Source organism: Cupriavidus cauae, assembly GCF_026210475.1.
GTDB lineage: Bacteria > Pseudomonadota > Gammaproteobacteria > Burkholderiales > Burkholderiaceae > Cupriavidus > Cupriavidus cauae.
Genome location: NZ_CP080293.1, coordinates 1681010 through 1698971 on the forward strand (window position 1 = coordinate 1681010; position 17962 = coordinate 1698971).

A 17962-nucleotide genomic window follows, 5' to 3' on the forward strand; every position below is an offset into this window, starting at 1 on the left:
CGCAAGGGCGCGGCCGGTGCCGGTCCTCACGACGGATCGCCGCCGGCCGCGTCGTCGTTCGCGCCGCCGCCTTTAACGGAGCCGGCGGTGCTGGCGCTCTCCGCGAAGCCCGTCTTGCCGTCCGGCCCCTCGACGCGGCGGAACGTCAGCCGCGTGCTGCTCGACAGCGCCCGCCTGGCCATGCGGCGCTGCAGTTCCCGCCGCGCCAGGTTCATCTGGCCCACCGTGCCGCTGCCATACGGCTCCTGATTCAGCGCGGCGAACGTCGCCAGCGTGGCCCGCAACGCCGCCAGCGCGGCCTGCGCATCCTTCTTCAGCAAGGCATCGAGCGCCTGCCGGGCGCGCACCTGGGCCTGCAACAGCGCATCCCCGGGGTTCGACTTGGCACGCACCGCGTCCTGCGGCAATTGCACGGTGCCGGCCAACCGGCGCAGCCCTGCGCGCACCAGGCCGCCATCCATCGCTGCTTCCTGCATGACCCAGACCGCATCGTGGCGCAGCCACGGCTCGGCATCGGACAACCTGCGCAGCAGCGCCGACTGCAATCCCGGCACGTCGAAGCGGCCGGTGCGGCGGATCGCATTGATGGCGATGCGGCGCAGTTGCGGATGTTCATCGTCGAACAGTTCCTGCACCACGCGCTCGGCGATGCCTTCCTTGACCACCAGTTCGGCGAGCTCGGTGGCGAAGCCGATCTCCTGCACTGCGGTCAGCTTGTTCTGGCTGGCCAGGCGCGACATCTTGAAGACCAGCATCCGGTAACGAATTTGCATACGACTCCCGCCCTTCGTGTTCGAGGAAAGCGGGCCGCCTGCGCGGCCCAGCTTGGCATTCACGGGATATCGGCGGAAATGGCGGCGGTCTTTAATTCGGCATCGAGAGGAGGTCAGCCCACCTGCACCGATGCAGGTACGCTACCGACGGACTGCGCCCAACGGACTGCGCGCGGTTGCTCAGTCCTGCGCGCTGCGGCGGATCTGGCGCGACAGCACGATCACCGGGATCAGCCCGACCAGCACGATCACCAGCGAGGCCGTCGCGGCCTCGGCCAGCCGCTCGTCGGCGGCGAGGTTGTAGGCCTGCACGGCCAGCGTGTCGAAATTGAAGGGGCGCATCACGAACGTCGCCGGCAATTCCTTCATCACGTCGACGAAGACGATCAGCGCCGCCGTCAGCAGGCTGCCGCGCAGCATCGGCAGATGCACGCGGCGCAGCGTCGCGGCCGGCCCGTGGCCGAGGCTGCGGGCCGCGGTGTCCATGCTGGGCGTGATCTTGGCCAGCCCGGCATTGACGGTCTGCAGCGCGACGCCGAGAAAGCGCACCAGATAGGCGTAGACCAGCGCGGCGATGCCCCCGGTCAGCAGCAGTCCCGGCGACACGCCGGTCAACTGCTCGACCCAGCCGGCGATCGCATTGTCGAGCCGCGCCACCGGCACCAGCACGCCCACCGCGATCACCGAGCCCGGCAGCGCATAGCCCATGCCGCAGAGCCGCAGCAGCGCCCGCATCGGCCAGCCGCGGCCGAGCCGGCCGGCATAGCCGATCGCCAGCGCGATCAGCACCGCGGCCAGCGCGGTGACGCTGGCCAGCACGAAGCTGTTGCGCACCAGTCCGACAAAGCGCGGGCCGAACTGCGCGTCGCCGTCGGTGAACGCCATCTCGAACAGCATCAGCGCCGGCACCAGGAAGCCCAGCAACACCGGCAGCGCGCACGTGCCGAGCGCGGCCGCGCCGCGCCACCCGGTCAGCCGATACGCCGGCAGGCGGCGCTGGCCGCCATGCACGCGGGCCCGCCCGCGCGAGATGCGCTCGGCCACCAGGATGGCGATCACGAAGGCCAGCATGCACGCCGACAGCTGCGCGGCGGCGCTCTTGTCGCCGAGCGAGAACCAGGCGCGGTAGATCCCGGTCGAGAAGGTCGGGATCGCGAAATAGGCGACGGTGCCGAAGTCCGCCAGCGTCTCCATCAGCGCCAGCGCGGTGCCGGCCGCGATGCCCGGGCGCGCCAGCGGCAGCATCACGCGCAGCACGCTGCGCCAGGGGCCATGGCCGAGCAGGCGGGCCGCCTCCAGCGTGTTCAGCGTCTGCTGCAGGAAGGCGGCGCGCGCGGTCAGGTAGACGTAGGGATAGAGCACCAGCGAGAACAGCACGATGGCGCCGCCCAGCGTCCGCACGTCGGGAAACCAGTAGTCGCGCGCGCCCCAGCCGGTCAGCGCGCGCAGCCAGCTCTGCACCGGCCCGGCGAACTGCAGCGCGTCGGTATAGGCGTAGGCGATCACGTAGGCCGGCATCGCCAGCGGCAGCACCAGCGCCCATTCCATCAGGCCGCGGCCGGGAAAGCGGTACGTGCAGACGAGCCACGCGGTCGGCACGCCCAGCAGCAGCACGCCGACGGTGACGCCGGCCAGCAGCCACAGCGTGTTGGCGATGTATTCGCCCAGCACCGTGTCGGCCAGGTGATGCCAGGTCTCGGTGCTGGGCGTCAGCAGGCTGGCCGCCACCACCAGGATCGGCACCGCGATCAGCAGGGCCACCAGGCCCGCCGCGAAGGACAGCGGATGGATCGCGGTCAGCCGCCGTCCGCGCCGTGCCGCACCGGCATGGTCGCTATCGGGCAATCGGGCGGGATGGAGCAGGGACATGCGGGCGATCGGCTGGGGAGGGGTGCCGCAGGCGGCACGGCTGGGGCATTCTATCAACCGCCGGTCCGGCGTTGCTGATACTTATAATGATTCGCATGTCCGCCTTCGATCTCGATACCGACGCCGCCGCGGTCACGCCCGCAGCGACTCCCCCGGCCAGTCCAGCGTCCGCTACCTCGCCGGGGGCCGATGCCCCGCCTGCCGCGACCGCCACGCCCGCCGCGACCGCCACGCCCGCCGCGACCGCCACGCCTGCCGGGCCCGCCGCTGCCAGCCAGCCGGCCGATCTCGTACTGGAGGTCGAGCACATCCGCCACGGCTTCGACAGCCAGATCGTCATCGACGACCTGTCGTTCTCGCTGGCGCGCGGCAGCATCGGCTGCCTGCTCGGCCCCAGCGGCTGCGGCAAGACCACCGTGCTGCGTGCCATCGCCGGCTTCGAGCCGCTGCGTGCCGGACGGATCGTGCTGGACGGACAGCTGGTCTCGGCGCCGGGCGTGGCGGTGCCGCCCGAACGGCGGCGCGTCGGCATGGTGTTCCAGGACTACGCGCTGTTTCCGCATCTGAGCGTCGCCGACAACATCGCCTTTGGATTGCATCGGGAGAGCCGGCAGGCCAGGAAAGAGCGCGTCGCCGAAGTGCTGGAGCTGGTCGGCCTGGCCGGCGCCGGCGCGCGCTTTCCGCACGAGCTGTCCGGCGGCCAGCAGCAGCGCGTGGCGCTGGCCCGCGCGCTGGCACCGCGCCCGGAGCTGCTGCTGCTCGACGAGCCGTTCTCCAATCTGGACGTGGACCTGCGCGAGCGCCTGAGCCTGGAGGTGCGCGCGATCCTCAAGGCCCAGGGCGCGACGGCGATCCTGGTCACGCACGACCAGCTCGAAGCGTTCGCGATGGCCGACGAGATCGGCGTGATGCATGCCGGCGCGATCGAGCAGTGGGGCACGGCGCACCAGCTCTATCACAAGCCCGCCACGCGCTTCGTCGGCGATTTCATCGGGCAGGGCGTGCTGATGCCCGCCCGCGTGACCGCGCCGGGGCAACTCGATTGCGAACTCGGGACCCTGCATAGCCGCGATGGCCTCGCCGTGGCGCCCGGCGTGGCCGAGGTCGATGTGCTGATCCGCCCCGACGACATCCTGCACGACGATGCCAGCGCGCTGCGCGCGCAGATCCTGCACAAGGCCTTCCGCGGCGCCGAGATCCTCTACACGCTGCGGCTGGCCAGCGGCGGCAGGGTGCTGTCGCTGGCGCCGTCGCACCACGACCACGGCGTCGGCGACTGGATCGGCATCCGGGTCGAGGTCGACGACGTGGTGGCATTTCCGCGCTAGCGGCGCCGGCCTCGGCGCTGCCAGGCGGCGTTGCGTACGGATGCACTACACTGGCGCTTTGGCTGGCCGCGCGGCCCGCACAGAGCCGTGCCCGGAGACGTGCCTGGTGACGTGCCTTGGTGACGAGCACCGACACCTGCACCGACACCTGCGCCGACCTGCACGGACATCTGTACCGCAACCCGCGCGCCGCCCGCACTGAAACCCAAGCCCTGACCACCGTGCCGGACTCGCTGTTTTCCGAACCCTCCGACGCTTCCCGACAACCGCTGGCCGAACGGCTGCGCCCGCGCAATATCGACGAGGTCATTGGCCAGCAGCACCTGCTCGGCCCGGGCAAGCCGCTGCGCGTGGCCTTCGAATCGGGCGAGCCGCATTCGATGATCCTGTGGGGGCCGCCCGGGGTCGGCAAGACCACGCTGGCCCGCCTGATGGCCGATGCCTTCGATGCCGAGTTCATCGCGCTGTCGGCGGTGCTGTCGGGCGTCAAGGACATCCGCGAGGCGGTCGAGCGCGCCGAGCAATACCGCGCGCACGGGCGCCGCACGCTGGTGTTCGTCGACGAGGTCCACCGCTTCAACAAGAGCCAGCAGGATGCCTTCCTGCCGCATGTGGAAAGCGGCCTGTTCACCTTCATCGGCGCGACGACGGAGAACCCGTCGTTCGAGGTCAATGGCGCGTTGCTGTCGCGGGCCGCGGTCTATGTGCTCAAGAGCCTGGACGACGCGGAGCTGCGCCAGCTCGCACTGCGCGCCAGCGAGGCGCTGGGCGGCGTGGCGTGGGACGACGAGGCGCTGCAGCTGATCGTGTCGTCCGCCGACGGCGATGGCCGCAAGCTGCTGAACAATATCGAGATCGTCGCGCGGGCCGCGCGTACCGCCGGCGCACAGACGATCGACAAGGCGCTGCTCGGCAGCGCGCTGTCGGAGAACCTGCGCCGCTTCGACAAGGGCGGCGATGCGTTCTACGACCAGATCAGCGCGCTGCACAAGTCGGTGCGGGGCTCCGATCCCGACGCCGCGCTGTACTGGTTCTGCCGCATGCTCGACGGCGGCGCCGATCCGCGCTACCTGGCCCGCCGCATCGTGCGGATGGCGTGGGAGGACATCGGCCTGGCCGATCCGCGCGCGGCACGCATGACGCTGGACGCGGCCGAGACCTACGAGCGCCTGGGATCGCCCGAGGGTGAACTGGCGCTGGCGCAGGCGCTGATCTATCTGGCGGTCGCGCCCAAGTCGAACGCCGGCTACAACGCCTACAACGCCGCGCGCGCCTTCGTCGCCAAGGACAAGTCGCGCGCGGTGCCGGTCCATCTGCGCAATGCGCCGACCAAGCTGATGAAGGAGCTGGGCTACGGGCATGCCTACCGCTACGCGCACGACGAGCCAGAGGCCTATGCCGCCGGCGAGCACTATTTCCCCGACGACCTGAAGGCGCAGGGCTGGTACCAGCCCACGCCGCGCGGCCTGGAGGGCAAGATCTCGGACAAGCTGCGCCATCTGCGCGAGCTCGACGACGCCTGGCACCGGCGCCAGAAGAGCCAGGTGGCGGGCAAGGGCGGCAAGGCGGACGAGGCAGACGGCTAGCGCGGTCGTGGCCCGCGGGCCGCGAGCCGCAGGCCGGTACTGCGGCCGGCTCCTGTCGCGGTGCAGTAAAATGTGCGGTTCGGCGGCATGCCTGCCGCATCCCGATCGCTCCGACCGCACGCTTTTCCCGCAAACATGCTCGACATCCAGCTGCTCCGCAAAGACCTCGACGCCGTGGCGCAACGCCTCGCCACGCGCGGATTCCAACTCGACCTGGGCGCCTTCCAGGCGCTCGAAAGCGAGCGCAAGCAACTGCAGACCCGCACCGAGGAACTGCAGGCCCGCCGCAACACGCTGTCCAAGCAGATCGGCATGGCCAAGGGCAAGGGCGAGGACGCATCGGCGCTGATGGCCGAGGTCGGCGGTATCGGCGACACGCTGAAGGAATCGGCGGCGCGCCTGGACGACATCCAGGCCCAGCTGCAGCAGCTGATGCTGTCGCTGCCGAATCTGCCGCACGACAGCGTGCCGGTCGGCAAGGACGAAAACGACAACGTCGAAGTGCGCCGCGTCGGCACGCCGCGCAGCTTCGACTTCGCGGTGCGCGACCACGTCGACGTGGGCGAGCGGCTCGGCCTCGATTTCGAGAGCGCGGCCAAGATCACCGGCTCGCGCTTCGCGGTACTGCGCGGCGGCATCGCGCGCATGCATCGCGCGCTGGTCCAGCTGATGATCGACACCCATACGCTCGAGCACGGCTACACCGAGATGTACGTGCCGTATATCGTCAATGCGGCGTCGATGCGCGGCACCGGCCAGCTGCCCAAGTTCGAGGACGACCTGTTCAAGGTGCCGCGCCAGGTGGGCGGCGAGGGCGCGGACGGCGGCGAGCGGATCGAGAACTACTACCTGATTCCGACCGCCGAGGTGCCGCTGACCAATCTGATGCGCGACGCCATCGCGTCGGCCGACGAGCTGCCGCTGCGCTTCGTCGCCCATACGCCGTGCTTCCGCTCGGAGGCGGGCTCCTACGGTAAGGACACGCGCGGCATGATCCGCCAGCACCAGTTCGACAAGGTCGAGCTGGTCCATATCGTGCGCCCGGAGGATTCGTTCGACGCGCTCGAGCAGCTGACCGGCCATGCCGAGGCGATCCTGAAGAAGCTGGACCTGCCGTTCCGCACCATCGTGCTGTGCACCGGCGACATGGGCTTCGGCAGCACCAAGACCTACGACCTGGAAGTGTGGATCCCCGCGCAGAACACCTATCGCGAGATCAGCTCCTGCTCGAACATGGGCGACTTCCAGGCGCGCCGCATGCAGGCACGCTACCGCGCCGGCCAGGGCAAGCCCGAGCTCGTGCACACGCTGAACGGCTCGGGCCTGGCCGTCGGCCGCACGCTGGTGGCAATTCTGGAGAACTACCAGAACGCGGACGGTTCGGTCACGGTGCCGACCGCGCTGCAGCCGTATCTGGGCGGCCTGACGCGGCTGGAACCGGAGGCCTGAAGCCGGCGAAGCCGCGAGCAGGAAGTCATGCGCAAAAAGGCGCCGACCCTCTTGCAGTCTGTTTTTGACTTCTCTATAATCTCGGTTTCGCCGCAACGCGACCAGTTCAGGAGAGGTGGCAGAGTGGTCGAATGTACCTGACTCGAAATCAGGCGTACCGGCAACGGTACCGTGGGTTCGAATCCCACCCTCTCCGCCAGTAGTGCAAAACCCCCGAAGGTCTGCCTTCGGGGGTTTTTGTTTTTGGGCGATGCGATTTGCTTTGCCCGAGCGCTCAGCCCGAGCCCACGCCGCCTGACGAGGCATCTCACTCGTCAGACGTCTCTCGATTCGCCGTTCGGATCCTCAAAGACGTCATCGAGGCACTGCGCGGCGCCGAGACGGTCGACCCATGCTTCCAGTTGCACCGGGCTGGCGACGGCGATTCGGGACGCAATATCCGGCGGGAGCGGCCCGAAGCGCTGGACCAGGACTTTCCGCAGCACGGGCGCTTCACCTTCTTGCTTGCCTTCCTGCTTGCCCTCCAGCTTGCCTTCGAGCACGCCGGCTTGCCGGTAGTTATGCAACGATTGCACCAGGCTCATATTGACCTCCATCAGGTTGACCAATTCGGGCAGCAACAAGACACCTTCGCTCCAGCGTGTCGTAGTCAAGGCTGTGCAGCCAGTCGACCGGAATGAATCCCGTAATCAGTTCGCGCACCAATTGAGGGGCGGAAAACAGCAGCTTGTAGCAAGAGTCGTAAGTCGGAACCATGATCGGCAATGCTGGGGTTGAGACCTGCGTAGCTTGCCGATCGCGCCACATCGAAGCTTCTGAAAAATGCACGCACTTTACGTCTCGGATGGCGGCGTGCCCACAATGAGAAAAGTCCGCATCGACAGTGCGCGCCGATGCGGACTTCTTTCAGCCAGGGACCGAGACGCTTACTGGAACGCCTTGTCGTTCGGGTTCGCGAACAGGTCCTTCATCTCGGCCGACAGCGGGTAGTTCATGTTGATGCCGCGCGGCGGGATCGGCGACTGGAACCACTTCTTGTACAGCTGCTCGGCCTTGCCCGACTTCATCAGGTCGGCGATCACGCCGTCGGCGAGCGCCTTGAACTGCGGGTCGTCCTTGCGCAGCATGCAGGCGTAGTTTTCCGTCTGCAGCGGCGTGCCGGCGACGGTCCATTCGCCCGGATTCTTGGCCTTGGTCAGTTCGCCGTACAGCAGCGGCTCGTCCATCACGAACGCGACCGCGCGGCCGGACTCGAGCATCAGGAAGGCCTGGCCGTGGTCCTTGGCGCCGGTCAGGTTCATGTTCATCGCCTTCTCGCCGTTCATCTTGACCAGCAGGCGTTCACCGGTGGTGCCGGCGGTGGTCACCACGTTGCGGCCCTTCAGGTCGTCGAAGTCCTTCACGCCGGCGTCCTTGCGCACCAGCATGCGGATGCCGTAGACGAACAGGCTGTTGGTGAAGCCCACCTGCTTCTGGCGCTCGAGGTTGTTGGTGGTCGAGCCGCATTCGAGATCGATGGTGCCGTTCTGCATCAGCGAGATGCGGTTCTGCGAGGTGATCGGGATCATCCGCACCTGCAGGTTCGGCATGTTCAGCTGCGTCTTCACCTTGTCGACGATCGCCATCATGATCTCGTGCGAATACCCCATGACCTCGCGGCCATTGGTATAGGAGAACGGGATCGACGATTCGCGATGGCCCAGGGTGATCACGCCGTTCTGCTTGATCTTGGCCAGCGTGTCGTTCTGCTGGGCATGGGCGGCGCCGATGGTGCCGAACGCACCGCAAGCGAGCGCGGCGGTCAGCAGCGCGGCCAGCGCGGGTCGCAGCGAACGGCGCGCCGGTCGTGGCGCGATGCGGGTGGCGGTAGGCAGTTTCATGGTCAGGCTCTCCTTGGTTGTGGAACGGCTCTTGTTGAAACGCGACATCGATTGTGCTGCTAGCAAGGGCCGTGCAAGCGGCGGCTCCTCGTTCCGCTCTTGTGTTCGTACGCGCCGCAGCCGGGCGCTACGCCAGCGTTGCGCTGTAGTCCGCGGGATCGACCTTGGGCGGCCGCCCCGCCATCGTATCCGCCAGCAGGCCCGCGCTGCCCATCGCCAGCGTAAACCCCAATCCGCCGTGGCCGATATTGAGCCACAGGTTGCGCAGCCGCGACTGTCCGATCAGCGGCAGGCCGCTCGGCGTGGCAGGGCGCAGCCCGGCCCATGGCTGCAGGTCGGACAGGCACCGGTCGCCGGCGATGCCGCCGAACACCGAGCGGGTCTCGTCCAGCAGCGTCGCGGCGCGGCGTTCGTCGATCCGTGTATCGGGCCGCGTCAGGTCGGCCATGCCGGCCACGCGCAGCGTATTGCCGATGCGGGCATAGACGATCTTGCGCGCGAAGTCGGTGACGCTGATATGCGGCGCCTGCGCGCCGGTGCCGACGGGGACCGTGATGCTGTACCCCTTCAGCGGCCACAGCGGCGCGCGCAGTCCGAGCGGCCGCAGCAGCGTCGCGCTGCCGATGCCGCCCGCCAGAACCACTGCGTCGGCGGCCTCGAAGCCGTTGTCGGTATGTACGCCGCGGGCCGCGTCGCCCTGGCGTTCGATCGCGCGCACCGCGGTGCCGAAGCGCAGCGACACATTGGGATGCTGGCGCAGCAGATTGGCCAGCCCGACGCAGAAGCGGTGGCAATCGGCCACCTCCTCGCTGGGCGTATGGATGGCGCCGGCGATCTGGTCGCGGATGCCGGCCAGCGCCGGCTCCAGCGCGACGCAGGCGTCGCGGTCCAGCGCGTGCTGCTCGCTGCCGAGACCGGCCTGGAAGTCCAGCAGCCGGCGCGCGGCATCGAAGCTGGCGGCGTCGCGATGGACGATCAGCTTGCCGCGCCGCGCAAAATCGAAGTCGATCTGGTGCTCGTCCAGCAAGGCCCGCATGCGGTCGCGCGAATGGAAGGCCAGCCGCAGCAGCTTGCGCGTGGTGGCATCGCTGCGCGAGGCATTGCAGGCGCCGACGAAGGCCGCCAGCCAGCGCCATTGGGCGAGGTCCAGCCGCGGCCGCCAGCGCAGCGGCGCGTCGCGGCGCAGCAGCCAGCCGGGCACCTTGGACAGCACGCCCGGACCGGCCAGCGGCGCGACATAGCTGTAGCTGAGCTGGCCGCCGTTGGCGAAGCTGGTCTCCAGCCCCGGGCCGTCGCGCCGCTCCAGCACCGTGACCTCATGGCCGTCGTTGGCCAGTTGCCAGGCGGTGGCCATGCCGACCACGCCGGCGCCGGTGATCACCACCTTCATTGCCGTATCCGTCCCTACCGGTTTGCGATCCCGCAAGGGTAGAGCAGGCCGGCCCGGCTGCCCAATGCGAAGACGTGCCAGAATATGTCTTTCGGCTATACCCTGCCCGGCCCCCCGGAATTCCCATGCGCCTGCGACAGATCGAGATCTTCCGCGCCGTGATGCTGACCGGCACCGTCAGCGAGGCGGCGCGGCTGCTGCATGTCTCGCAGCCGGTGGTCACGCGCGTGCTGCAGCATGCGGAGGCCTCGCTCGGCTTCCGCCTGTTCGACCGCGCCAAGGGCCGGCTGCGGCCGACGCCCGAGGCCACCGCGCTGTACGGCGATGTCGAGCGGCTATATGGCGAGATCGACCGCGTGCGGCGGGTCTCCGAGAGCCTGCGCCACAAGGGCGCCGGCCGGCTGCGCGTGGCGGCGACGCCCAGCCTGGCCGATCCGCTGCTGGTGCCGGCGCTGCAGCGCTTCTGCGCCCGTCATCCCGACACCCAGGTGCAGGTGCTGACCCACCATACCGACGAGATCGTGCAGGGCCTGCTGCGCAACCAGATCGATATCGGCTTCGCCTTCGCGCCGCCGCCGCACGAGGCGATCGCCGCGCAGACCGTCGCCGAAGGCCGCATGCTGCTGGCGGTGCCGCGCGGCCAGCCGCTGTCCGGGGCGACGCGGCGCACGCCGTTGCCGATGGCCAGGCTGATGGACCGCGCCTTCATCGGCTACGACGATCACAGCTCGCTTGGCCTGATGGTGCGCCAGCTGCTGGCGCGCAATGCGCTGGAGCCGCGCTCGACGCTGGAAGTCCAGACCTATTCGCTGGCGCGCAAGTTGGTCGAGAGCGGGCTGGGCGTGGCGCTGCTGGACCAGTACACCGCCCTCGGCAGCGATCCGCAGGCGGTCTCGCTGCACGAGATCCAGCCGGCGATGGCCTTCGAGATCCAGATGCTGCGCGCCAGCCATCGCGGCATTCCCAGCCTGGCCGAGCAGCTGCGCGAGCGTTTTGCCGAGGCCGCGCTGGAACTGGCGGGGCAACTGGACCGGCGCCTGTCCGCGCCGGCGGTCGCCTTCGAGCACGCTCTCAAATAGCCGCCGGATCGCGCACCGACATGGCCGCGCCGATGCTGCCGCTCAGCGCAGCGTCAGGCTGGCGTAGGCGCCTTCGACGAAGCGCACCCGCAGCCGCGGACCGTGCTTGCGCAGCGCGGCGTCGGCCCAACGCTGGACCCGCTCCATGTGGGCGATATGGCTTTGCTGGGTCTGCGCGGCGGCGGTGGTATTGAACCAGAACGTGAAGGGCCGCGATTCGGCCTCCGGCGCGCGTGCCCGCTGCTCGGCGGAGCCGACGCGCGCGGCCAGCAGGGCGTCGAGCACGGTCAGCTCCGGGTTGGTATGCGCGCCGTTGCCGCAGAACAGGTAATGGTCGGCCGACACCGTGCGGCAGAACGCCGGCGACATATTGTGCTCGGAGCCGTGATGCTGGACCTTCAGCACGTCGACGTGCAGCGCGCCATCGCGCAGCAGTTCGGCCTGCTTCAGCCCGGCCAGGATCATGTCGGGATGCGCGTCGCCGGTCAGCAGCACGCGACGGTCTTCCTCTTCGACCAGCAGGATCAGCGACGCGATATTCGGCGTGGTGACGCCCTGGTATGACGGCGTGCCCTCCCACTCGCGCAGGTCGAACGGATCGTCGGCCCGGCCGCCAGCCATCGCCAGCAGCCCGCTGGCATAGCGGTCGCGGATGGCCTGGGCACGCAGCCGATTGGCGGGATCGCGCAGCCAGTGGTTCCAGCCTTCGCGCAGCCGCTTCAGTTCCGCGGCGGTGGGGCCGAGCACGCGGATGCGCAGCGAACCGAGCGACTGCGCGGCGGCATCCGGCCGCGCGATGATCAGCTTGCCGGCCGACGCCGACGCCGACGCTGACGCTGACGCTGACGCCGACGCCGACGCCGGCGTTACCACCTCGCCCAATGGCGGATTCAACGGAATATCGAGCAGGTCGGCCTTGACCAGCCGGGACACCCGCAGCGCCTGCGGCACCGAGTTGGCAATGCGGGCGTACTCGCGCCCGAGCACCTCGAGCGGCTCGACGTGGCTGGCCCGCAACGCCCGCGCGCTGCCCGCGAGCAGCGAGTGGATCGGTCCCGCGTTGGCGCCGATCTGGTCGTGGAAGGCGTTGTGCCACAGCGCGCCGATGCGCGGCACGCGGCGCGACGCCGGCTTGGCCGGCGGATCGCCGCGCTCGGCGTGGTAGTCGTAGACCTTCCATTCGAGCGCGGCCTCGAGCATCGCGAGAATGCCGCCCAGGTGGTCGTCGTCGATATGGGAGACGTAGACCAGATCGAGCATGGCGTCGTCGCGCGCGAGCCGCTCCAGCGACGGCGCGACGAAATCGCGCATCGCCGCGCCGGTGCCGCCATCGCACAGCATCCGATGGCCCGACGCCGCCTCGATGAGCAGGCAGTCGCCCTGATAGGACTGGAACAGGCGGATCTTCATGCGCGCCTCCGCGCTGGTGGGTCACGCCGCTCGCGGCGCTCGTCGAAGGCGCGCGCCTCCTCGATCGCGGCGACCGGGTCGATCAGGCCGTAGCCCGCGTCGTTGCGCCAGGCGTAGTCGTGCGAGGGCAACGGCCGCGCGGTGCGCCGCAGAATCCCCTGGCACTGCGCCGCCGTCAGCGTCGGCTTGGCGGCCAGCATCAGCCCGATGACGCCGCACACATAGGGACTGGCCATGCTGGTGCCGGTCATCGCGACCCAGCCGCCGCCCTCGACGAAGCCGTTGGCGGCAACGATGCCGGTGCCCGGCGCGCAGACATCGGGCTTGTTGCGCCCGTCGCGCGTCGGCCCCTGGCTGCTGGAGATATGGACCCGTGCCTGCTCCGCGTCGGCGTTCGCCACGCCGATCACCCAATGCGCGCAGGCGAGCGAATTGATCGAATGCGAATCGACGTTGGTCGCCTCGGCGAAGAACGACGGAAAGCGGTAGGCCGCCAGCTCGCGCCGGCGCTGCAGCTCCATCGGATCGTCGCGTTCGATCCATGCGTGAAAGCTGCCGTCGCGGATCTCGTCGCCGTGCAGCCGCACCTTCCACACGCCGGCCGTGATCGGCGTATAGGCGCGCGCATCGAGGAAGGGCGACAGATAGACGCCGATGTAGTTGTCGCCGTTGGACGGATGGTAGAGCTCGTTGTAGACCGACAGCACGGTGCCATCAGGCAGCCTGCGATTCTCGATGTACTGCCGCGGCGCGACCTCGTACCACTCGGTGGAGCCCGGCGGCTGCACCGAGACCGTGAAGCGGTCCTGCGCGCCGTACCAGATCTCCAGCTCGTTCTCGGACAGGTCCGCGATGCCGTCGCCGACCACGATCCATTCGAGTTCGACCGTCAGGCCCTTGGCCGCGATCTTGCCGCTGGTATGGATGCGGCCCATGATCCAGCCGAAGCGGTCCTCGTCGGTGGGACGCTCCTGTCCCGCATTGCCGGCCGCGATCGAGATCGCGCGGCCCGGCGTGGCGAGGAACGCGTCGAGCCAGCGGCAGGTGCCATTGGCGCCGTCGTGCGAGCCGCCGTTGGTCCCCAGGCTGATATTGATCGACAGCGGCAGGCCCTCGCGCTCCGCAACGGCCAGCAGATATTCGACCGCATGGACGATGCGCGAGGCATCGCTGAAGGTCCAGCGCCGCGCGGCATAGTCGTCGCCGGGCGGCTCGACGCTGATCAGCACGCCGGCGATCAGCGCACCGGGACACAGGCCCTGGTTGCCCGCCGCGATGCTGGCCACATGGGTCGCATGCGAGCCGGGCTCCTGCTGCGACTGGCGCTCCAGCTCGGTGGCGGGCGGTCCGCCCTTGCGCGCCGCCTGCAGCGCCGCGTTCAGGCGCTCGCGCGTCAGCTCGGCGCCATAGCCGAAGGCCTGCGGCGGCGGGCGGAAATCGCCGCCCTGATCCCAGATAGACAGGAAGCGCGTATTGCCGTCGGCATCGAGAAAATCCGGATGCGAGAAATCGAAGCCGCCCACATCGATGATGCCGATCAGCACGCCGGCGCCGCTCTGCGCCTGGCCATCGACCGCGACGCGCCGCGGCGTCGGTGCGATCGCCGCCGCTGCGGCCGGGCCGCGATCAGGGCGCGGCAGCCGCAGCGACAGCGTTTCGCTGCGGTGCACGTAGCGCACGCCCTCGAGCGCGGCCAGACCGCGCAACGTGGAGATCGGCACGGTGGCCGCGATGAAATTGCGCCGATGCAGCAGCGGCGTGGCGGGCTGCTGCCCGGGCCGGCGACGATGGCCGGCCTCCGCCAGCATGCGGTCGATCGCGCGCAGCACGTGCTCGGTATCGTCGGGCGCGCCGGGCTCGCGCGGCTCGGTCTCGACGATCACGTTGATGAAGACGTCGTCGGCCACCGGCATGGCCTGCTGCTTGGGACGCGTCACGCGGCCGCGATGCACGGTCAGGCAACTGTAGTCGCTGAGGCCGGCGGCAAAGCGGTCGCGTTCCTGCTGCTCGATCGCCAGCCGTCGCTCGGCCGGTTCGGGCAGCGCGGACTTGCGGGTCACCACGCATTGCGAATATTGCGCGCGCAGCTGGTTGACCGGCTCGCTGCCGTTGCTGACCTGGCGCAGCTTGGGATGCAGATGCTGCAGGGGTGGGGTATCGTCGCGGGGCATCGGGGTTGTCTCCTCGTCGCGCTCGCTGCATAGCCTAACGGCTTCGTGCCGGCGCGGCCACTGCAAATTTTTCAAGCGTGAGTTCAGTGCGATCGCTGCCTGATGGCGGCGCGGGCGCGAGCGACCCGGCGGCGTGGGCGCGACCCGGCGGCGCGGGCGCGATCCGCACGGCGCGCGTTCTATCATGCGGATTGACGCGGTGTTGTACCCGGCCCGGATGACACGGTCATTGCCGCGAGAATTACGAAAACACGGAACCTGCCCATGCCACCAATGGCGACGAAACGGATGACGAGATTGAGCACCAGATCGAGCACGAGATCGAGCACGAGCCAGAGGCCACGATGGACGAGCTGATCGCGGCCTGGCCTGCCTGGCTGCGCTTCGAGCAGCCCACGCCCGGCCTGCTGATCGGCGGCCTGCTGCTGTTCGTCGTGCTGGCCGTGCTGGGGCTCTGCCTGGTCCGCATCGCGCTGGTGCTGATCCATCCGGTGGTACGGCTGCTCGATTCGCTGCGGCACGTCGCGCGCGATGCGCTGCACGCGCGTGCGGGCGAGCGCTGGCCGCGGGTGCTGAAGCTGCTGGAGCGCGAGGTCGCCGAGATCCTGCTGGTCGTGCTCGCGGCCGCGGTGCTGCTTGGCAGCGGCGGCCTGCTGATCTGGCTTGCGGTGGCGGTGGCCGCGGAAACGCCGCTGGTGCGGGTCGACCAGGCGGTGTTCGCGTGGCTGCAGCAGGGCCGGCAGGACTGGCTCGACGTCGCGATGACCGCCATCACGGAATTCGGCGGCGCGCGCATCGCGGTGGCGATCGGCATCGCGGTGTTCGGCTGGCTGGCGTGGCGCCGCGCGTGGGCCGCCGCGATCTATTGGACGATCGCGCTGATCGGCGCGCGTGCCTGCGTGCTGGTGCTCAAGTACGCCCTGGCGCGCGGCCGGCCGGCCAGCATCTACGGCGGCGTCGAGTCGTTTTCATTTCCGAGCGGCCACGCGACCAGCAGCATGGTCACCTACGGCTTCCTGGCCTTCCTGCTCTGCGTGCGGCAGCCCTGGCGCGTGCGCATTCCGGTGCTGGCGGTGACGGCGACCGTGGTGGTCGCCATCGGCCTGTCGCGGCTCTATCTGGGCATGCATTGGCTGTCGGACGTGGTGGCCGGTTACGCGCTCGGCATGGCGTGGATCGTGATGCTGGCGACCGCCTATCTGACGCTGCATGTGCCGGCCAGGCTGTCGCCGGCGCCGCTGGCCGGCGTCGCCGCGGCGGCCGCGCTGGCAGCGGGCGCCTGGGTCGCGGTCTATCATCTGCCCCACAACGTGGAGCGCTATCGAGACGCCGCTAAGGCCGTGCCCGTTGTGCCGGCGCCGGGGCCGAGGCCGGAGATGGAGCGGAGTCCGGCGCGGCTGGATCGGCCGCCGGACCGGCCGGCGGCGCGACCGCCGGCGCCACGGGCTGCGGCGATGCCTGCGCCGGCTTAGGACCAGCGGCGCTGCTGGTGCCAGTACCAGTGCCAGTGCCAGTGCCAGTGCCAGTGCCAGTGCCAGTGCCACCGCCGCGCCCCGCCGGCAGCCGCGACACCAGCAGCTGGTCGATCTTGTGGTGGTCGATGTCGAGCACCTCGAAGCGGTAGCCCGCGGTCTCGATGAACTCCGACTTCTTCGGGATGCGCTTCAGCGTGTAGATCACCAGTCCGGCCGCGGTGTCGACATAGTCCTCTGCCGGCAGCGTGTCGAGATCGAGCGCCTTCTTCAGGTCGACCAGCGGCGTCACGCCATCGACGAGCCACGAGTCCTCGTCGCGCCGCACGATCTGCTCGTCCTCCGACGAATAGAGGATGTCGCCCATCAGCGCGCCGACGATATCGTCGAGCGTGACGATGCCGACCACCAGCCCGTATTCGTTCATCACCACCGCGAAGCTCTGGTGCATCTCGCGAAAGCGCGTCATCGCCTCGGACAGCGTCAGCGTGTCGGGAATCACCAGCACGTTCTTGTCGTAGTGCCGCGCCAGGTTGGCGATCGCGGAATCGGCCTCGTCGGCCAGCATCGAGCGCAGGATGTCCTGCGATTCGACGAAGCCCTGCACGTCGTCCAGGTCGTGGTCGCAGACCGGATATTGCGCGTGCGGATACTTGACCAGCTTGCGCCGCAGGCTGTCGGGGCTTTCGTCCAGCGCGAGGTACACCACCTCGTCCCGCGGCGTCATGATCGCCGTCACGCTCTTGGAGTCGAGCTCGAACACGTTCTCGATCAGATGGATCTCGTGCTTGAGCAGCACGCCGGCCTCGGCGCCGGCATCGACCATCGCCGCGATGTCTTCGGACGTGATCTGCTCCACGGCCTTGGTCGGCAGGCCGAGCAGCTTCAGCGCGGCGTCGGCGGCGGCGTTGAACAGCCAGACCAGCGGCTTGAGCACCTTCAGCAGCCACAGCATCGGACCGATCACCGCCAGCGCGCACGTTTCGGGGAAGCTCATCGCGATCCGCTTCGGAATCAGGTCGGCGAACTGGATGAACAGCAGCGTGACCAGCAGGAAGGAGCCGATATTGGCCATGCGCTGCGCGACCGTGTCGGTGAAATAGGGCGACAGCAGCGCGAAGGCGAAGTCCGACAGATGCTTCTCGCCCAGTACGCCGGCCAGGATGGCGACGGTATTGACGCCGATCTGGACGATGGTGAAGAAGTTGCCCGGCTCCTCCTTGAGCAGCATCACCTTGGTCGCGCGCCGGTCGCCACGCTCGGACAGCGTCTGCAGCTTGGTGCGGCGCGCGGCGGTCAGGGCGATCTCGGAGATCGAGAAGAAGGCGCTGATCAGGATCAGCAGCAGCAGGATCAGGACGAACATGGCGATGGCGGCGGGGGCCGGTGGCTTGAGGCCGGAGGGGCGCTTCGATGATGGTGCAGGCCGATGCGGGCTGTCAATGAGAACGGAACGCCGCCTGGATCGGTCGTTATATAGCCATAATAAATTGTTATTTTTGATTCGATAGCGGTTGACTTACTCTGTGCCGGTACGCATGGCGTGCCGAAGCGC

General features: G+C 69.0%; 13 protein-coding genes, 1 tRNA gene and 1 pseudogene. 6 read left to right on the forward strand and 9 right to left on the reverse strand.

Going from position 1 to position 17962, the window contains the following annotated elements; genetic code table 11:
- Positions 1-26: 26 nt before the first annotated feature.
- The gene (locus tag KZ686_RS07520) at positions 27-773 is read right to left on the reverse strand and encodes a hypothetical protein (protein WP_226108299.1); all 747 of its coding nucleotides are present in this window, start codon (positions 771-773) and stop codon (positions 27-29) included.
- A gap of 180 nt (positions 774-953) precedes the next feature.
- Positions 954-2642 (reverse strand): ABC transporter permease, encoded by a 1689-nt coding sequence (locus tag KZ686_RS07525; protein WP_265633358.1) that lies wholly within the window; start codon positions 2640-2642, stop codon positions 954-956.
- 95 nt (positions 2643-2737) lie between these two features.
- On the opposite strand from KZ686_RS07525, the gene KZ686_RS07530 reads away from it, so the two are divergent.
- The 4 genes from KZ686_RS07530 to KZ686_RS07545 all read left to right on the forward strand — a co-directional run bounded on the left by KZ686_RS07530 (position 2738) and on the right by KZ686_RS07545 (position 7204).
- A complete protein-coding gene (locus KZ686_RS07530; protein ID WP_265633359.1) occupies positions 2738-3970 on the forward strand; it encodes an ABC transporter ATP-binding protein in 1233 nt (410 codons plus the stop codon).
- A gap of 221 nt (positions 3971-4191) precedes the next feature.
- Entirely contained in the window at positions 4192-5556 is a 1365-nt protein-coding gene (locus KZ686_RS07535) for a replication-associated recombination protein A (RefSeq protein WP_149318018.1), read from the forward strand.
- Positions 5557-5691: 135 nt separating this feature from the next.
- A complete protein-coding gene (gene serS, locus KZ686_RS07540) occupies positions 5692-7005 on the forward strand; it encodes a serine--tRNA ligase (RefSeq protein ID WP_149317849.1) in 1314 nt (437 codons plus the stop codon).
- A 109-nt stretch (positions 7006-7114) separates the two neighbouring features.
- Positions 7115-7204 (forward strand) — tRNA-Ser (locus KZ686_RS07545).
- Positions 7205-7319: 115 nt separating this feature from the next.
- Here the strand turns inward: KZ686_RS07545 and KZ686_RS07550 are convergent.
- The 3 genes from KZ686_RS07550 to KZ686_RS07560 form a co-directional block, all read right to left on the reverse strand.
- Entirely contained in the window at positions 7320-7628 is a 309-nt protein-coding gene (locus KZ686_RS07550) for an RpnC/YadD family protein (protein WP_265633360.1), read from the reverse strand.
- A 303-nt stretch (positions 7629-7931) separates the two neighbouring features.
- On the reverse strand, positions 7932-8885 hold the full coding sequence (locus tag KZ686_RS07555; RefSeq protein ID WP_150084201.1) for a glutamate/aspartate ABC transporter substrate-binding protein: 954 nt from the start codon (positions 8883-8885) through the stop codon (positions 7932-7934).
- A 127-nt stretch (positions 8886-9012) separates the two neighbouring features.
- Positions 9013-10275: a D-amino acid dehydrogenase gene (locus KZ686_RS07560; protein WP_265633361.1), complete on the reverse strand. Its 1263-nt coding sequence runs from the start codon at positions 10273-10275 to the stop codon at positions 9013-9015.
- Positions 10276-10400: 125 nt separating this feature from the next.
- On the opposite strand from KZ686_RS07560, the gene KZ686_RS07565 reads away from it, so the two are divergent.
- Positions 10401-11354 carry a LysR family transcriptional regulator gene (locus KZ686_RS07565; protein ID WP_149317853.1) on the forward strand — a complete coding sequence of 318 codons (954 nt, stop codon included), beginning with the start codon at positions 10401-10403 and terminating at the stop codon, positions 11352-11354.
- Positions 11355-11396: 42 nt separating this feature from the next.
- On the opposite strand, the gene KZ686_RS07570 is transcribed toward KZ686_RS07565, so the two are convergent.
- From KZ686_RS07570 to KZ686_RS07580, 3 genes are all read right to left on the reverse strand, one after another.
- Positions 11397-12764 carry an MBL fold metallo-hydrolase gene (locus tag KZ686_RS07570; RefSeq protein WP_265633362.1) on the reverse strand — a complete coding sequence of 456 codons (1368 nt, stop codon included), beginning with the start codon at positions 12762-12764 and terminating at the stop codon, positions 11397-11399.
- Positions 12761-14935: a S8 family peptidase gene (locus tag KZ686_RS07575; protein ID WP_190286414.1), complete on the reverse strand. Its 2175-nt coding sequence runs from the start codon at positions 14933-14935 to the stop codon at positions 12761-12763. The genes KZ686_RS07570 and KZ686_RS07575 overlap by 4 nt, the downstream gene beginning before the upstream one ends.
- A 182-nt stretch (positions 14936-15117) precedes the next feature.
- On the reverse strand, positions 15118-15264 hold the full coding sequence (locus tag KZ686_RS07580) for a hypothetical protein (RefSeq protein ID WP_190286413.1): 147 nt from the start codon (positions 15262-15264) through the stop codon (positions 15118-15120).
- A gap of 432 nt (positions 15265-15696) precedes the next feature.
- Between KZ686_RS07580 and KZ686_RS07585 the strand changes: the two are divergent.
- Positions 15697-16119: pseudogene (locus tag KZ686_RS07585) on the forward strand (phosphatase PAP2 family protein); the annotation flags it as partial.
- Positions 16120-16267: 148 nt separating this feature from the next.
- On the opposite strand, the gene KZ686_RS07590 reads toward KZ686_RS07585, so the two are convergent.
- Positions 16268-17773, reverse strand: coding sequence for a hemolysin family protein (locus tag KZ686_RS07590; RefSeq protein WP_265633363.1), 1506 nt, complete (start codon positions 17771-17773; stop codon positions 16268-16270).
- Positions 17774-17962: the final 189 nt, after the last annotated feature.

What these genes read in the sequence shown, in the direction of transcription:
- KZ686_RS07520 (WP_226108299.1), bottom strand. Translation starts at nt 773, where the DNA reads ATGCAAATTCGTTACCGGATGCTGGTCTTCAAGATGTCGCGCCTGGCC.
- KZ686_RS07525 (WP_265633358.1), bottom strand. Translation starts at nt 2,642, where the DNA reads ATGTCCCTGCTCCATCCCGCCCGATTGCCCGATAGCGACCATGCCGGT.
- KZ686_RS07530 (WP_265633359.1), top strand. Translation starts at nt 2,738, where the DNA reads ATGTCCGCCTTCGATCTCGATACCGACGCCGCCGCGGTCACGCCCGCA.
- serS (WP_149317849.1), top strand. Translation starts at nt 5,692, where the DNA reads ATGCTCGACATCCAGCTGCTCCGCAAAGACCTCGACGCCGTGGCGCAA.
- KZ686_RS07555 (WP_150084201.1), bottom strand. Translation starts at nt 8,885, where the DNA reads ATGAAACTGCCTACCGCCACCCGCATCGCGCCACGACCGGCGCGCCGT.
- KZ686_RS07560 (WP_265633361.1), bottom strand. Translation starts at nt 10,275, where the DNA reads ATGAAGGTGGTGATCACCGGCGCCGGCGTGGTCGGCATGGCCACCGCC.
- KZ686_RS07565 (WP_149317853.1), top strand. Translation starts at nt 10,401, where the DNA reads ATGCGCCTGCGACAGATCGAGATCTTCCGCGCCGTGATGCTGACCGGC.
- KZ686_RS07570 (WP_265633362.1), bottom strand. Translation starts at nt 12,764, where the DNA reads ATGAAGATCCGCCTGTTCCAGTCCTATCAGGGCGACTGCCTGCTCATC.
- KZ686_RS07575 (WP_190286414.1), bottom strand. Translation starts at nt 14,935, where the DNA reads ATGCCCCGCGACGATACCCCACCCCTGCAGCATCTGCATCCCAAGCTG.
- KZ686_RS07590 (WP_265633363.1), bottom strand. Translation starts at nt 17,773, where the DNA reads ATGTTCGTCCTGATCCTGCTGCTGCTGATCCTGATCAGCGCCTTCTTC.